The following is a 16,334-nucleotide window of genomic DNA, read 5'->3' on the forward strand; positions in this document are numbered from 1 at the left end:
TACCAATATGCCGTCCCTAAGGGACTCTAAATATAAAAACCACATGAATTGAGGTGGTTTTTTATTGGTGTAAATTTTTAAAATAGTAGCAATGCTTATTTATCGGACAATCATCACATTTAGGATTGGTTGGTCGACAAATTTCTCTACCTAAAAAGGAGAAAGCCATTCCAATTTCGTTCCAAATCACATATGGAAGTTGTTGCATTAATAGTTTTTCGATTTTATTTCCATCTTCATATCTTGGTGTTAAACCAATTCTTGGAACTACTCTAATAACGTGTAAATCAACTATAATACCTTCTGTCTTTTGATTGGTTTCTCTTAATATTACATTCGCGGATTTTCTTCCAATCCCTTTTAAAGCGACTAAATCTGTTAAGTTTGTTGGAATATTGCTGTCAGTTTTTAATAATTTTGCTAATTCAATTATCCAATTTGTCTTTGTAGGATAATTTTTAACTTTTGTAAAATACAACGTAATTTCTTCAATACTTGAATTTGAAATGCTTTCCAGATTAGGATATTTTTCAAAAAAGGGAATAGTAATATTGTTAGTATTAGTATCAGAATCTTGAGTAGACAAAATTACCATTATCAGTAATTGATAGGTGTTGTTGTAGTTTAAAGGATGTTTTCTCCCTCTGTATTTGTTAATTAATGGTTCTAAATTTTCTTTCCAATTTTCAAACAACATTTTTTATTTTAAAGGTAATAAAAAAAGGAGTTCAACTTAATCGCTGAACTCCTTTAATGAACTATTTATTTTAACTATTTCACTAAACCTCTCGAAATTACAATTCTTTGAATTTCAGAAGTTCCTTCGTAAATCTGTGTAATTTTAGAATCACGCATCATTCTTTCTACGTGATATTCGCTTACGTATCCATTTCCGCCGTGAATTTGTACCGCTTCATTTGCTACTTCTAAGGCAATCTCAGATGCGTATAGTTTTGCCATAGCACCTGAATGAGCAATATCTTCACCGTTATCTCTTTCTGTTGCTGCTTTGTGAATTAATAATCTAGCACATGTGATTTTAACATGCATATCAGCTAATTTGAAAGCAATAGCTTGGTGATTGAAAATTGGTTTTCCAAAAGCTACACGCTCTTGAGAATATTTTAATGCCAATTCATAAGCACCTTGTGCAATTCCTAAAGCTTGAGAGGCAATTCCGATTCTTCCTCCGTTTAATGTTGACATAGCAAAAGAAAAACCAAATCCGTCATCTCCAATTCTATTTTCTTTAGGAACTTTTACATCATTAAATAATAAAGTATGTGTATCAGATCCACGGATTCCCATTTTCTTTTCTTTTGGGCCAACTTCAAAACCTGGCATTCCTTTTTCAACAATAAGAACGTTAATTCCTTTGTGTCCTTTTGAAGCGTCTGTTTGAGCAATTACTAAATAAGTAGAAGCTGTTCCTCCGTTTGTAATCCAGTTTTTAGTTCCGTTTACTAAATAATGGTCGCCCATATCAATAGCAGTTGTTCTTTGTGATGTAGCATCTGAACCTGCTTCTGGCTCTGATAAACAGAAAGCTCCGATTACTTCACCTTTCGCTAACGGAGTTAAGTATTTTGTTTTTTGTTCTTCCGAGCCATATTTTTCTAACCCAGCACAAACTAATGAGTTGTTTACCGACATAATAACAGCCGCAGAAGCATCTACTTTTGCAATTTCTTCCATTGCTAAAACGTAAGATACGCTATCCAATCCAGCGCCTCCGTATTTTGGATCAACCATCATTCCTAAGAACCCAAGTTCTCCCATCATTTTTACTTGTTCTGTTGGGAATTTTGAATGTTCATCTCTTTCAATAACTCCAGGTAATAATTCTGATTGAGCAAAATCTCTAGCAGCTTGCTGAATCATTAAATGCTCTTCGGTTAATTTAAAATCCATATTATTTAGATGTAATGTTTGATTATTTTGTAATTTCAGGAACCAAATGTAAAGATTAATTAGCAAATTTTCAATAACAATTTGTAATTTTAACCCATGTTTAAAGAAAACTACAACGTTATAGGAGTTATGTCGGGCACATCGTTAGATGGAGTCGATTTAGCTTACATAAAATTCAATTATTCAGACTGTTGGACGTTTGAAATTTTTCAATCTGAAACCGTTTCTTATTCTGAAGAATGGCTTAACAAATTAAAAAATGCGATTAAATTCAATCCATCTGAATTAGAAGAATTGAATTTATCTTACACTAAGTTATTAGCTTCAATAATTTCTGATTTTATTTCCAAACATAATCTTACCGAAATTGATGCCGTTTGTAGTCATGGGCATACTATTTTGCACCAACCTCAAAACGGATTTACACTTCAAATTGGAAATCTTCCGATGATTCGAGATTTAGTTAATCAATCGATTGTTTGCGATTTTAGAGTGCAAGATGTGCAATTAGAAGGTCAAGGTGCACCATTGGTTCCGATAGGAGATGAATTGCTTTTTTCTGAATATGATTATTGTTTAAATTTAGGTGGATTTTCGAATGTGTCGTTTGATGAAAATGGAAATCGAATTGCATTTGATATTTCGCCTGTGAATACCGTTTTGAATTTTTATGCCAACGAATTAGGGTTTCCTTATGACGATGCTGGAAATTTGGCTAAAGCAGGAAATGTTAATCAAGATTTATTGCAGAAATTAAATGATTTAGATTTTTACAAAGCGCTGTACCCGAAATCTCTTGGAATGGAATTCGTAAATGCGGAAATTTTTCCTTTAATGCGTTCTTATGAAATTGATGCGAAAGATAAACTTCGAACTTTTGTAGAACATATTGCTCTTCAAATTGTGAAGATTTGTTCAAAACCAAATTCAAAATTATTCATAACTGGTGGAGGAGCATATAATCGATTTTTGATAGATAGATTACGTAATTATTTACCTACAACTGATATTGTGATTCCAGATGATAAGACGATTCAATTTAAGGAAGCTTTGATTTTTGGATTTTTAGGGGTATTAAAATTAAGAAACGAAATTAATGTATTGTCTTCAGTAACAGGTGCAAACAAAAATCATTCATCAGGAGTCGTTTTTATGTAAATGTTATAAAAAACTAAAAAAAGTATTTTTGGCTTCTGTGCTTAAACAGAATATGTATATTTGTAAAACCAACAAAATTTTAACCAACACAATGAAAGATTTATTGCAAAAATTTGAAAATAAAGAACCAGAAATAGTATTTAATTGGAAAGATCCAGAAACGGATGCAGAAGGATGGACTGTAATCAACTCATTAAGAGGAGGTGCTGCTGGTGGAGGAACACGCATGCGTAAAGGATTAGATATGAATGAAGTGCTTTCCTTAGCAAAAACTATGGAAGTAAAGTTTTCTGTTTCAGGACCAGCAATTGGTGGTGCTAAATCAGGCATTAATTTTGATCCAAACGATCCAAGAAAAAAAGGTGTTTTAGAAAGATGGTATAAAGCAGTTTCTCCATTGTTAAAAAATTACTACGGAACTGGTGGCGATTTGAATGTAGATGAAATTCACGAAGTAATCCCAATGACTGAAGATTGTGGTGTTTGGCATCCACAAGAAGGTGTTTTTAACGGTCACTTTAAACCAACAGAAGCTGATAAAATCAATAGAATTGGACAATTACGCCAAGGAGTTATTAAAGTGATTGAAAATCCAAATTTCTCTCCTGATGTCAATAGAAAATATACAGTAGCTGATATGATTACAGGTTATGGTGTTGCCGAGGCGGCTCGTCATTACTATGATATTTATGGAGGAACAATTGTTGGTAAAAAAGCTATTGTTCAAGGTTTCGGAAATGTAGGTTCTGCAGCTGCTTTTTATTTAGCTCAAATGGGTGCTAAAGTAGTTGGAATCATCGATAGAGATGGTGGTGTTATTAACGAAAGCGGATTCTCATTCGAAGAAATTAGAGATTTATTTCTTAAAAAAGATGGAAATAAATTAGTTGCAGATAACATGATTCCTTTTGCAGAAATTAATGATAAGATTTGGTCTATGAGAGCTCAAGTATTTGCTCCTTGTGCTGCTTCACGATTGGTTACTAAAGACCAAGTGGAAAGTATGATTGCTTCTGGATTAGAAGTGATTTCAAGTGGTGCAAATGTTCCGTTTGCGGATGCAGCAATTTTCTTTGGACCAATTATGGAAGAAACGGATAAAAAAGTAAGTTTAATTCCTGACTTCATCGCAAATTGCGGAATGGCAAGAGTTTTTGCTTATTTCATGGAGAAAAAAGTACAAATGACAGACGAAGCTATTTTCTCAGATACTTCAAACACAATAAAAAATGCAATTCAAAAAGCACATGCTTTAAATGCTGATAAAAAGAATATTAGTGCAACTGCTTTTGAAATCGCTTTAAAACAACTAGTTTAATCTTATACAAATGGAAATAGTAATTATTGCAATCTTTATTTTAGGATATTTAGGGATTGCTTTTGAACATAGCGTAAAAGTTGATAAATTGATTCCTGCTTTAGGAATGATGGCGATTTTGTGGGCATTAATAGCAGTAAACCACATGGAGGTTTTTGAAATTATTCCAGGTGTTGGAAAAGAAAGCCATCATATGGAAAGCGTTTTATTACACCATTTAGGAAAAACAGCTGAAATTTTGTTCTTCTTAATGGGAGCAATGACTATTGTTGAAATTATTGATTATTTTGATGGTTTTTCAACGATTAAGACTTTTATCAAGACCAAAAGTAAAACTAAACTTTTGTGGTTATTTACCACTTTAGCTTTTGTTTTATCTGCAATTATCGACAACTTGACGGCTACAATTGTTTTAATTACTATCCTTCAAAAAATTATCAAAGACAAAGAAATTCGTCTTTGGTTTGCAGGACTTATTGTAATAGCGGCTAATGCAGGTGGTGCTTGGTCTCCAATAGGAGATGTTACAACGACCATGCTTTGGATTGCTAACAAAGTGACACCAGCTCAATTAGTATATCACGTTTTATTGCCTTCTATAGCTTGTTATGCTATTCCTTCTGTAATTGCGTCCAGAATGAAAATTTTTAACGGCCAAATTGATAGTGAATTGGAAGAAGATGTTGCTCCTAAATCAAAATATGGTACGACTATGTTTTATTTAGGATTGGGAGGAATATTATTTGTGCCTATTTTTAAAACATTTACTCATTTACCACCTTATGTTGGTATGATGTTATCATTAGCTATCATTTCTGCGGTAGCGGAATATTTGAGTAACAATCAATTTACTATTGCCGGAGCTACATCGGGACATGGAGTTAATGATCCACAACATAGTCCTGTACACAAGTCGCTTTCAAAAATTGAAATGCCAAGTATATTATTTTTCTTAGGTATTTTAATGGCAGTTGCTGCTTTAGAATCTTTGGGGATGTTGTATGAATTTGCGGGTGTATTAGAAAAAGGTGTTCCAATGTTAGGAACAGAACATGGTACAACTGTTTTGTCTGATTTAGTAGTATTGCTATTAGGAGTTGGATCTGCAGTTATTGATAACGTACCCTTAGTGGCAGCGAGTATTGGAATGTTCTCTATGGAGTTAGATGCTTCAGAATGGCATTTTATAGCTTACTCTGCTGGAACAGGTGGAAGTATTTTAGTCATAGGTTCTGCCGCTGGAGTTGTGGCAATGGGAATGGAAAAAATAGATTTCTTTTGGTATCTTAAGAAAATAGGTGGTTTAGCATTACTTGGTTTTTTAGCAGGTAGTGCAGTTTTCATTATTCTAAGAGATTTTATATTAAATGTTCATTAACAATATTTGAAATTTAAATACGTTTTTAATACAAATTAAGTAATTACTATGAGTTTATTTCTTCAAGCCGATAGTTTAGCAGTAGCCAGTCAAGTGGCAACAGAAGCACAACCAACAGAGCAAATCTTATCCATTTGGAGTTTATTAACCAGTGGTGGAATAGGAGGTCAGGTGATAATGATTGTATTGTTTACCTTGCTTTTTGCTGCTCTTTTTTTATATTTTGAACGATTGATGGCAATCAATAAAGCGTCTAAAATTGATGCAAGTTTTATGAATAATATTAAGATGAATATTATGTCAGGAAAAATTGATGCTGCTAAAATGTTGTGTGCTCAAACCAATTCTCCAGTAGCTCGATTAATCGAAAAAGGAATTTCTCGTATTGGAAAACCATTAGAAGATATTAACACGGCTATTGAAAATGCAGGTAACTTAGAGTTATACAAGCTGGAAAAAAACACGAGTATGTTAGCAACTATTTCAGGTGCTGGTCCAATGGTAGGTTTTCTTGGAACAGTTCTTGGTATGATTCTTGCATTTCATAAAATGGCAAGTGGTGGCGGACAAATCGAAGTGGGTGCATTAGCTGAAGGTATTTACACTGCAATGACTACGACAGTTGTTGGTTTAGTTGTAGGGATTATTGCTTATGTTGGATACAATCACTTAGTAGTAAAAACCAACAAAGTGGTGAATCAAATGGAAGCAAACGCAGTTGATTTCTTAGATTTATTAAACGAACCAGTATAATGAAGTTAGGTAAAACAAGAAATAAAGTTTCAACAGAATTCAACATGTCGTCAATGACCGACATCGTGTTTTTGTTGCTTATCTTTTTCATGCTAACTTCCACTATGGTAACTACTAATGCATTAGATTTAGTGTTGCCAAAAGCAAAAGGGAAAACAGATAGTAATAAAAGTACTTCGGTGAGTATTGATAAAGATTTGAATTTTTTCATCGATAAAGATCAAATTAACGAAGCCGATTTAGAAAATCAATTAATGGCTTTAATGGCAAATTCTGAAAATAAAGCTATTGTTTTAAGAGCTGAAAAATCGGTTCCACATGAAAAAGTGGTTAAGGTTATGGAAATAGCCTATCGAAATCAAATAAAAATGGTTATTGCGGTAAATCCAAAATAAATAAAAAATGAAATTTTTAGAAACACCAGAAGAGAAAAAATCATTCACAATAACAACAGTTATTTTTGTGATACTTTTTCTGTTGTTCGCTATTCTCGGATTAACTTATATGGATCCACCGCCAGAAAACGGAATCGCTGTTAACTTTGGAACTAGCGAAACAGGTAGTGGAGAAATTCAACCAACTGAACCCGTGCAAATGTCGCCTGATCAAGCAAAGTCAGAACCTGTTTCAGCAGAAGAAGATGATGTGTTGACACAAGATGAAGAAGCGCCGGTTACTTTGCCAAAAAATGATGTAAAAAAACCGGTTACAAAACCTTCTGAAACGAAACCTGTAACCAAGCCAATAGAAACCAAACCAACAAAACCAAATAATAGTGCTTTAAACAGTATTATAAAAAGCCCCAAACAAGATGGAACTTTACAATCAGGTCATGGAGATGATGCTGAAGGTGGCGATAAAGGGAATCCAAACGGAAGTTTGTATGCAAACAGTTTTTACGGAAGTGGCTCAGGCGACGGAATTGGAACAGGAAAAGGAACTGGTTGGGGATTAGCTGGTAGAAAATTATCTGGAAACAGCAAAAGAGTTCAAGATTGTAATGAATCAGGGAAAGTTGTAGTGAAAATTTGGGTAAGCCGTCAAGGAAATGTAATCAAAGCAGAACGTTCTCAAGGAACTACTAATACTAATCCTTGTTTAGTAAATCCAGCATTGGAAACTGCTAAAACTTTTAAATGGCAACCCGATGCTAACGCACCCGAAACGCAAATTGGTTTTGTGGTAGTGAATTTCCAAGTAGGAGAATAATTCTTTGTTATCCCATTCAAAATGACTTATCAAGAAACAACAATATGGTTATTTAACCAGTTACCTATGTTTCAAACGCAAGGCGCTTCAGCCTATAAGAAAGATTTGACCAATACTTTGTTTTTGGTAGAACATTTGCAACATCCCGAAACTAAATTCAAATCCATTCACGTAGCTGGAACTAATGGAAAAGGTTCTACATCATCTATGATTGCTTCAATTTTGCAAGAAGCAGGTTATAAAGTGGGATTATATACTTCGCCTCATTTAAAAGACTTTCGGGAGCGCATTCGTATTAATGGCGAAATGATTTCCGAAGATTTTGTGGTCGATTTTGTAGTCCAAAATAAATCGTTTTTCGAAGCCAATCAATTAAGTTTTTTCGAAATGACCGTTGGTTTAACCTTTGATTATTTTGCAAAAGAGCAAGTTGATATAGCTGTGATTGAAGTTGGAATGGGAGGAAGATTAGATTCTACCAATGTTATTACACCTTTAGTTTCTGTGATAACCAACATAGGTTTTGATCATACCCAATTTTTAGGTGATACCTTGCCAAAAATAGCCGCTGAAAAAGCTGGAATTATAAAATCAAATGTTCCTGTTGTAATTGGAGAGTATTCAGAAGAAACAAAACCTGTTTTTATCGCTAAAGCAAAATCAGAAAACGCACAGATATATTTTGCTCAAGATAATTCAGAAGTTACTTACGAATGTGCTTTATTGGGAGACTATCAAGTTCATAATAAGAAAGCGGTTCTTCAAGTTATCGAATTATTGCAATCACAATTTAATATCGAAGAAAATCATATTAAGTTAGGATTAAAAAATGTAGTTCAAAATACAGGATTACTTGGTAGATGGCAAATTTTAAATCAAAAACCCTTTACGGTTTGCGATACAGCTCATAACAGTCACGGATTAAAAATAGTGTTGAATCAAATTCAAAAACATCATTTCGAATCGCTTTACATCGTTTTAGGTGTAGTAAATGATAAAGATTTAGATTATATTTTGCCCTTATTTCCAAAAAGAGCCAACTATTATTTCTGTAAACCAAATGTTCCAAGAGGACTAAGTCCAGAAATTTTACAGAAAAAAGCAACTGAATTTGAATTGTTTGGTGAAGTATTTGATTCGGTATCAGAAGCTTATGCTGAGGTATTGAATTTGGCTAATGATTCCGATTTTATTTACATTGGCGGTAGTACTTTTGTAGTGGCGGAAATTGTGTAATTTTTTTTCAAAAACACTTGCAATTATAAATATTCAGTGTATATTTGCACTCGCAATACGGTAATAGTAAAGCATCTTATTGGGGCGATTAGCTCAGCTGGTTCAGAGCACCTCGTTTACACCGAGGGGGTCGGGGGTTCGAACCCCTCATCGCCCACAAATAAAAAAAAGCACTTCAAATGGAGTGCTTTTTTTATTTTATATCAGTTCTAAAGTTTTTTCTAATGTCATTCCTCTTGAGCCTTTGATTAAAATTAAACTTTCTTTTGGCTGGTTTACATTTAAAAATGTTGCAAAACTTTCAAAATCTTCAAAGAATTTAATATGTGGATTTTGAACTTGATTAGCATAAAAATCCTTTCCAATAAAATATGTAGTTATATTAGTTTCTGAAACTAATAATGCTATTATTTTTTTATGTTCAGGAAGACTTTCTTCGCCTAATTCAAACATGTCGCCTAAGACAGCAATTTTATGATTGCTTTCTAATTGAATAAAATTGGTTATCGCTGCTAACATACTGCTGGGATTTGCATTATAAGCATCTAATATTATTTCGTTGCCATTTTTTTGTATCAATTGCGAGCGGTTGTTTTCGGGAATATAATTTTCAATTGCCTCTTTAATCTGGTTTTCTGATATTTTGAAATATTTTCCTATTGTAATAGCTGCATTGATATTATTAGCGTTGTAAATACCAATAAGATGTGAGTTAATTGTTAAGTTATTGAAGAATATTTTTACCATTGGATTTGCTTCTATCTTATCGATTTTTACATCAACATGTGACTCGTTTAAACCAAAATTGAATTGTTTTATTCTAATTCCTTTTTCTTTTTGTATGGTGTCATCTAAATTAATAAAAGCAATTTTTTTATAGTTTCTAAGGTAGTCATACATTTCACTTTTTCCCTTGATTACGCCATCGACTCCTCCAAATCCTTCTAAGTGTGCTTTTCCAAAATTTGTAATATAACCATAATCAGGTTGCGCAATTCCACACAAGAACTCAATTTCCTTTTGATGATTAGCCCCCATTTCAACAATTCCAATTTCTGTTTCTTTTGTAAAACGTAATAGAGTAAGTGGGACTCCAATATGATTATTCAAATTTCCGATAGTTGCCCGTGTATTGTATTTTTTTGAAAGTACAGCGTGTATTAGTTCTTTGGTTGTAGTTTTTCCATTGCTTCCTGTTAAGGCTATAATTGGTAAACCTAAGTAGTTTCTATGAAATTTAGCTAGCTCTTGTAGGGAATGAAGAGAATCTTCTACTAATATAGTGCGTTCATCAATAAAATAGTTTGGATTATCTATAACCGCATATTTAGCCCCTTTTTCCAAAGCTTCCTTGGTAAATGTGTTTGCATCGAAATTTTGACCTTTTATAGCAACAAATAAAGAGTTTTTCTCAATTTTTCGAGTATCTATCGAAACACTTGTGCAGTTTAAAAACAAAGAATGAAAATTTGCTATTGTAATCATATGAGTTATTTTAAATCGTAACGAAGATAAAAAAAAGCCCTTTCGTTTGAAAGGGCTTTTTAAAGTATTTTATATGAAAATTATTTTTTTGGATTTCCTCTAGGAGTCTTTTTATTAGACTTAGGGCCTACTTTAGACATTGCACATCTAAATCCGATGTAATCAGTTGCCATATCTTGAGGGAAGAATCTTCTAGAAGCAGGATCTAACCAATATGCTCTATCTCTCCATGATCCACCTTTATAAACTCTAACATTGTCATCTACAAGAGTAGTTCTTTTGTGAGATTTATCGTGTTTTTTAGTCATATTTCCAATACTATCTGTACTAATCGAATGTTTAGGAGATTCATACATTCTATATTTTTCCTCTCCACCTTCTTGTTCTTCTTCAGAGTCTCCAAATTTATAGAAACGAGTAGATTGTCTATCTCCATCTCTGTAGTTTCTGTTATCAGAAGTTGAAAATTGTGTTCTTAAGTATGTTTCGTTCTCATCAACAGGAACTTGTGCAATTTGACCAGGGAAATTTCTAGCCATAATTCTACCATTACTTAATGTGTCGTAAGTAATGTTTTCAGAAGTTACTAATTCAACAACTCCGTCTTCACCAATTTTATTTTTTGTATAAACGTTACCTCTAAAGTAGTTAAAGTCATTTGCTTCATCATCTACCATTGGTCTATAAACGTCTTGTACCCACTCAGCTACGTTACCTGCCATGTCGTATAATCCGAAATCGTTTGGAGCATAACTTTTTACTTTATTAGTAATATCCGCACCATCGTCAGACCATCCAGCAATTCCTCCGTAGTCTCCTTTTCCTTGTTTAAAGTTAGCTAATTGGTCTCCTCTGTATTGTCTTTTTGATGAACGAGTATACTGCCCACTCCAAGGATATTTCTTTTGTCCTTTGTAGATGTTATATTCTCTATTTCCAACTAACGCTGTTGCTGCATATTCCCATTCAGCTTCAGTAGGAAGTCTGTATTCAGGTAAAATTAATCCAGAACTTCTTTGGGCGTAAACGTTTTTAGCAGTATCAGCAGCTTGTCTTCTACCTTTTCCCATTTCTTTTTTCAACACAACCTCTTCATTACCGCCAAATGCTTTTGATGGAGTATTGATGTAAGTTTCAGTGCTGAATGAATTTTCAGCAGTTACGTCAGAACCTAGTTTAATTTTATTGTCTTTTTTAAGATAACCTTCACGTTCTAAAATGTTTTCATTTACACGATCAGTTCTCCATTTGCTAAATTCAGTTGCCTGAATCCAGTTAACACCAACTACTGGGTAATCTGCGTATGCAGGATGTCTTAAGTAGTTGTTGGTCATAGTTTCATTGTATCCTAAACGATTTCTCCAAACTAAAGTATCTGGAATTGCACCATTATAAATATGTTTGTAGTTTTCTTCTGTTGGAGGAAATACAGTTTTCACCCAAAATAAATATTCAGAATACATTTTATTGGTAACTTCTGTTTCATCCATAAAGAATGACTGCACGTGTTGTTGATTTGGAGAGTTATTCCAATCATGCATTACATCGTCTTGTACTTTACCCATTGTAAAAGTACCTCCCTCAATAGAAATCATCCCTGGAGGTGTTTCTTGTTGTTTAAACTTGTCGTTAAACTGGAATCCACCTTTTTTATCATTGATTTTCCATCCTGTAGCTGTAGAACCACCTTTTGTGCTTCCTTTTTTGCTACAACCTGTAAAGCCTAATGCCAGTGCTAATACTACTAACACTTTTAAAGCCATAATTTTCTTAATTTTCATACTTTAGTAGGTAATAAATTTCGTGTCGCAAGATAATAATTATGAATTAAAATGCAACATGTTTTTAAATTTTTGTAAAAAAAAATTAATGTTGTGTTAAATTCCTTTCTCTTACAACGATTTATATTAAGTTTTATTGTAAAAAATTAGAATAAAATAAATTATTTTTTTCTCTTTGTAATATATATGTGTTAAACACGTTTTATTGCTAATGAAAAAGACTATTTTATTTTTACTACTGTTTGGATTTACGTTTGCTTTTTCTCAGCAATCGGGAAAAGTTTCTATTGATTGGAATTCTATTGTGGATTTTAATATTGGGGAAACTTCTATAAAAGTGCCACAATTTGATTCAGAGTTTTACAATATCGACATTTCTTTAAAGAAAATCCAGTACAAAAAATTGATTTCAGTTGGTTCTAGCACAAATACTTCTAGCTTGGTTATTTCTAATGTTGTTTACCAAACAATTACGGAAGCTCAATTATATGATCTTAATAAATCGCTTGTTCCAAACAAGTTTGAATGCTCTTTAGAAGTTGTCCGTATTCGTGAGGATTATAAAGGTATAATACTCGTGTCTCCTATTATAAGAGAAGGAAATGTGTTTAAAAAAGTACTTTCCTTTGATTATTCATTCCAAAATTCATTATCAGGAAGAAATCAAAATCCTAATGTTGTGGAATCGATATCTAATTCTGTTTTGACATCTGGAAGTTGGTATCGTTTTTATGTAGAAAAATCGGGTATATATAAAGTTTCTAAAAATTTTCTTCAAAGTTTAGGATTTAATGTAAACGTTGATCCAAGAAATATTAAAATATTTGGAAATGGAGGTCGTATGTTACCATTGAATAATTCGTTGCCTTATGCTGATGATTTGGTTGAAAATGCAGTTCAGTTTGTTGGTGAAGATGATGGTGTTTTTGATAATACTGATTATATTTTGTTCTATGCGGAAGGGGTTGATACTTGGAATACCGAAAGTTTAACAAGTGTGAATTTATTTTCTGATAAATCGTATTATTATGTTACATCTTCTGGTGGTGCAGGAAAAAGAATTCAATCAGCTGTAGAGCCTTCTGGTACTGCAACACGTTTTTTTTCAAAATTTGATGATCTTCTATATTATGAAAATGATTTAGTTAATGTAGGAAAAGTGGGCAGAAGATGGTTTGGCGAACAATTCAATATTACCAACGAACAAACATTTGAATTTACTCTTCCAAATATTGATACCTCGGTTCCTGTTAATTTTTATATCAATACGGCCTCTAAATCTTTTGGAAACTCTTCTTTTAATTTTAATATCAATAATCAGGATATTGGGACGCTCAATTTTCCTACATTAGTAGCTTTTAGTGGTATTGAAGGATATGAGTCAGCTATCAACAGAGATGTTTCCCTTACCTCAAATTCGGTTAGTGTTAAATTGACATATAATAATGGTGGTGTTCCAAGTTCAAACGGTTATTTGGATTTTATTAAAATCAGCTCGAAACGTAATCTAGTAGGTTATGGAAAGCAATTTACTTTTTTTAATAATCAAGAGCTAACAAATATTGGAATTGGTCAATATGATATAACAAATGCAATAAATATCTCACAGGTTTGGGATGTAACGGATTTGCATAATGTAACCACATATCAAAATAATTCAGGAGCTACTTTTTCATTTAAAGTAACTCTGGGAACTCAAAAAAAATACATGGCAGTTGATTTTTCTGATACTTACGCTCCTTTGAAAGAAGGTAATAGTGTTGTTCAAAATCAAAATATAAAAGGAACTATTTTTAAAGATAATCAAGGTAATTTTCAAGACATTGATTACTTAATTATTACACCGCAGTTTTTGGTGGCTCAAGCCGAACGATTGGCTGATTTTCATAGAAACAACTCGGGATTAAGTGTTCGTGTAGTTACTTTGGAACAAATCTATCAAGAGTTTTCTTCAGGTAAACAAGATGTTGCAGCTATTCGTAATCTTGTGAAATATGTATATTGGAATGCATCAACTCCTGATAAAAGAGTTAAATATGTTAATCTTTTTGGAGACGCTTCTTACGATTATAAAAACAGGCTTTTTAATAACACCAATATTGTTCCGATTTTTCACGGATTTAATCCTTTGTCATCTGATGTAAATAACATTTCTAATATGTCGCTTTATTCATCTTTTATGTCGGATGATTTTTTTGGATTAATGGATAATGGAGAGGGGCAAATGTTAAGCGGTACTTTGGATGGTATTGATGTGGCTGTTGGTCGTATGTTGGTTTCAGATATTGGCCAAGCTAAAGAAATGGTCGACAAAGTAATTGAATACCATGATGAAAAATCATATGGTAGATGGCGAAATAATTATGTAGTTTATTCGGATGATGCCGATGATTTATCAGATTCTGGATTACAATTTGATTTAGATGGGATGGCTGATATTTTAACGGCTCAGAAACCCTTTGTAAATGTAAAAAAAATTCATACTGATGCTTATATTCAACAAGTAGCAGCTGGAGGAGAACGTTATCCTGAAGCCAAAAGTGATTTCTTAGACGCTTTAGAACAGGGGGCTTTAGTGTTTAATTATTTTGGACACGGAAATGAAGAGGCTCTAGCTAGAGAACGTTTGTTTGAAAAATTAGATGCTCAGAACCTAACGAATCGCTATCGCTATCCGCTATTTATCACAATAACTTGTGAGTTTACGCGTTTTGATGATCCCAACCGTTTTACAGGAGGGGAATATATGTATTGGAATAAAAAAGGTGGAGCAATTGCTATGATTGCAACAACCAGACAGATAGGGGTTACCACAGGTAGGGCTATGAATGATAGATTTAGTCAAGATTTATATGCCTATGGATTGACAGAATATCCAACTATTGCGGAGGCATTGCGTTTGACTAAAGTTGCAACAGGTTCAGATAACAGACGAGTAGTTTCCTTTATTGGTGATCCAGCATTAAAATTAGCGATTCCAAAACCAAAAGTTGTGCTAACAAAAGTAAATGATATCCCTATAAATCAGCCATTACCTGTTCTTCAAGCCTTGAGTTTAACAAAAATAACTGGAGAAGTTAGAGATGAAAATGATGTTTTGATGTCGGGTTATAATGGTGATTTAGCAGTTCAAATTTTTGATAAAGATATTAATAGAAGAACTCTAGGAAACAATGGTGTTACTAATGGAAGTGGACTTGTAGTTATGAATTTTACAACTTTAGGTGAAACTGTTTTTAGAGGTAATGCATCAGTAGTAAACGGACAATTTGAATTTAGTTTCGTTGTGCCGCAAGATATTAGAATTCCAGTTGGAAATGGTAAAATTAGCTTTTATGCAAAACGTAATTTGCCTAATTTGGAAGACCAAACGGGTTATGATAGAACAATCCAAATAGGAGGCGTTAACGTAAATGCAGTAAGTGATACAAATCCTCCAGCGGTTAGGTTGCATATGAATGATGAAGGTTTTGTTTCGGGTGGAATCACCAACTGTTCTCCTATTTTGTTGGCTTTTTTACAAGATGAAAACGGTATTAATACAGCAAGTGGAATAGGACACGATATTGTAGCAATTTTAGATGGGGATGAATCAAATCCATACGTGTTAAATGAGTATTACGAAACTGAAAATGATGATTATACTAGAGGTTTTGTTCGTTTTCCTTTTAGAGATTTAACTCCAGGAATGCATACAATTTTGTTTAAAGCATGGGATGTGTATAATAACCTAGTAACTGCAGAAATTCAATTTAATGCGATTTGTTCAGATGATGGATTGCGAATTGATAAGGTGCTGAACTATCCAAACCCATTTGTAAGTTACACAGAGTTTTGGTTCAATCATAATATGCCATTTGAACCTTTAGATGTACAGGTTCAAATTTTAACGATTTCTGGAAAATTGGTAAAAACAATAAATCAACAAGTTGTAACTGACGGATTTCTGTGTAGAGAAATTACATGGGACGGAAGAGATGATTTTGGAGATAAAATTGGAAAGGGTGTTTATGTTTATAAATTAACAATTCGATCAGTTTCTTCAGGTAAATCAGTGGAAAAATATGAGAAACTTGTAATCCTGTAATAAAATACTATATTTGTC

General features: G+C 33.0%; 12 protein-coding genes and 1 tRNA gene. 9 read left to right on the forward strand and 4 right to left on the reverse strand.

Going from position 1 to position 16,334, the window contains the following annotated elements; translation table 11 throughout:
* Nucleotides 1-61: 61 nt before the first annotated feature.
* Both nth and GFJ94_RS02650 read right to left on the reverse strand, forming a co-directional pair.
* The gene (gene nth / locus GFJ94_RS02645) at nt 62-697 is read right to left on the reverse strand and encodes an endonuclease III (protein ID WP_153200046.1); all 636 of its coding nucleotides are present in this window, start codon (nt 695-697) and stop codon (nt 62-64) included.
* Nucleotides 698-771: 74 nt separating this feature from the next.
* Nucleotides 772-1,911 carry an acyl-CoA dehydrogenase gene (locus tag GFJ94_RS02650; RefSeq protein WP_153200047.1) on the reverse strand — a complete coding sequence of 380 codons (1,140 nt, stop codon included), beginning with the start codon at nt 1,909-1,911 and terminating at the stop codon, nt 772-774.
* A gap of 96 nt (nt 1,912-2,007) precedes the next feature.
* On the opposite strand from GFJ94_RS02650, the gene GFJ94_RS02655 reads away from it, so the two are divergent.
* From GFJ94_RS02655 to GFJ94_RS02690, 8 genes are all read left to right on the forward strand, one after another.
* The gene (locus GFJ94_RS02655; RefSeq protein WP_153200048.1) at nt 2,008-3,069 is read left to right on the forward strand and encodes an anhydro-N-acetylmuramic acid kinase; all 1,062 of its coding nucleotides are present in this window, start codon (nt 2,008-2,010) and stop codon (nt 3,067-3,069) included.
* 91 nt (nt 3,070-3,160) lie between these two features.
* Entirely contained in the window at nt 3,161-4,387 is a 1,227-nt protein-coding gene (locus GFJ94_RS02660; protein WP_153200049.1) for a Glu/Leu/Phe/Val dehydrogenase dimerization domain-containing protein, read from the forward strand.
* Nucleotides 4,388-4,397: 10 nt separating this feature from the next.
* Nucleotides 4,398-5,765, forward strand: a complete 1,368-nt coding sequence (gene nhaD, locus GFJ94_RS02665; RefSeq protein WP_153200050.1) for a sodium:proton antiporter NhaD — start codon at nt 4,398-4,400, stop codon at nt 5,763-5,765.
* Nucleotides 5,766-5,813: 48 nt separating this feature from the next.
* The gene (locus GFJ94_RS02670) at nt 5,814-6,518 is read left to right on the forward strand and encodes a MotA/TolQ/ExbB proton channel family protein (RefSeq protein ID WP_153200051.1); all 705 of its coding nucleotides are present in this window, start codon (nt 5,814-5,816) and stop codon (nt 6,516-6,518) included.
* Nucleotides 6,518-6,913 (forward strand): biopolymer transporter ExbD, encoded by a 396-nt coding sequence (locus GFJ94_RS02675; protein ID WP_153200052.1) that lies wholly within the window; start codon nt 6,518-6,520, stop codon nt 6,911-6,913. Before GFJ94_RS02670 ends, GFJ94_RS02675 begins: the two co-directional genes overlap by 1 nt.
* A gap of 7 nt (nt 6,914-6,920) precedes the next feature.
* Nucleotides 6,921-7,727, forward strand: coding sequence for an energy transducer TonB (locus GFJ94_RS02680; RefSeq protein ID WP_153200053.1), 807 nt, complete (start codon nt 6,921-6,923; stop codon nt 7,725-7,727).
* A gap of 21 nt (nt 7,728-7,748) precedes the next feature.
* Nucleotides 7,749-8,963 (forward strand): folylpolyglutamate synthase/dihydrofolate synthase family protein, encoded by a 1,215-nt coding sequence (locus GFJ94_RS02685; RefSeq protein ID WP_153200054.1) that lies wholly within the window; start codon nt 7,749-7,751, stop codon nt 8,961-8,963.
* Between the two features lie 82 nt (nt 8,964-9,045).
* Nucleotides 9,046-9,120, forward strand: a tRNA-Val gene (locus tag GFJ94_RS02690).
* A gap of 41 nt (nt 9,121-9,161) precedes the next feature.
* Here the strand turns inward: GFJ94_RS02690 and murF are convergent.
* Nucleotides 9,162-10,445 (reverse strand): UDP-N-acetylmuramoyl-tripeptide--D-alanyl-D-alanine ligase, encoded by a 1,284-nt coding sequence (gene murF / locus GFJ94_RS02695; RefSeq protein WP_370513781.1) that lies wholly within the window; start codon nt 10,443-10,445, stop codon nt 9,162-9,164.
* An 83-nt stretch (nt 10,446-10,528) separates the two neighbouring features.
* A complete protein-coding gene (gldJ, locus tag GFJ94_RS02700; protein ID WP_153200056.1) occupies nt 10,529-12,229 on the reverse strand; it encodes a gliding motility lipoprotein GldJ in 1,701 nt (566 codons plus the stop codon).
* A 211-nt stretch (nt 12,230-12,440) separates the two neighbouring features.
* Between gldJ and porU the strand changes: the two genes are divergently transcribed.
* Nucleotides 12,441-16,316, forward strand: a complete 3,876-nt coding sequence (porU, locus tag GFJ94_RS02705) for a type IX secretion system sortase PorU (protein ID WP_153200057.1) — start codon at nt 12,441-12,443, stop codon at nt 16,314-16,316.
* The last annotated feature ends 18 nt before the right edge of the window (nt 16,317-16,334 follow it).

This window comes from Flavobacterium sp. LMO8, assembly GCF_009495755.1.
Classification (GTDB): Bacteria; Bacteroidota; Bacteroidia; order Flavobacteriales; family Flavobacteriaceae; genus Flavobacterium.

Excerpts from the sequence above, each read along its gene's own strand:
- nth (WP_153200046.1), bottom strand. The coding sequence starts at position 697 with ATGTTGTTTGAAAATTGGAAAGAAAATTTAGAACCATTAATTAACAAA.
- GFJ94_RS02650 (WP_153200047.1), bottom strand. The coding sequence starts at position 1,911 with ATGGATTTTAAATTAACCGAAGAGCATTTAATGATTCAGCAAGCTGCT.
- GFJ94_RS02655 (WP_153200048.1), top strand. The coding sequence starts at position 2,008 with ATGTTTAAAGAAAACTACAACGTTATAGGAGTTATGTCGGGCACATCG.
- GFJ94_RS02660 (WP_153200049.1), top strand. The coding sequence starts at position 3,161 with ATGAAAGATTTATTGCAAAAATTTGAAAATAAAGAACCAGAAATAGTA.
- nhaD (WP_153200050.1), top strand. The coding sequence starts at position 4,398 with ATGGAAATAGTAATTATTGCAATCTTTATTTTAGGATATTTAGGGATT.
- GFJ94_RS02670 (WP_153200051.1), top strand. The coding sequence starts at position 5,814 with ATGAGTTTATTTCTTCAAGCCGATAGTTTAGCAGTAGCCAGTCAAGTG.
- GFJ94_RS02675 (WP_153200052.1), top strand. The coding sequence starts at position 6,518 with ATGAAGTTAGGTAAAACAAGAAATAAAGTTTCAACAGAATTCAACATG.
- GFJ94_RS02680 (WP_153200053.1), top strand. The coding sequence starts at position 6,921 with ATGAAATTTTTAGAAACACCAGAAGAGAAAAAATCATTCACAATAACA.
- GFJ94_RS02685 (WP_153200054.1), top strand. The coding sequence starts at position 7,749 with ATGACTTATCAAGAAACAACAATATGGTTATTTAACCAGTTACCTATG.
- gldJ (WP_153200056.1), bottom strand. The coding sequence starts at position 12,229 with ATGAAAATTAAGAAAATTATGGCTTTAAAAGTGTTAGTAGTATTAGCA.
- porU (WP_153200057.1), top strand. The coding sequence starts at position 12,441 with ATGAAAAAGACTATTTTATTTTTACTACTGTTTGGATTTACGTTTGCT.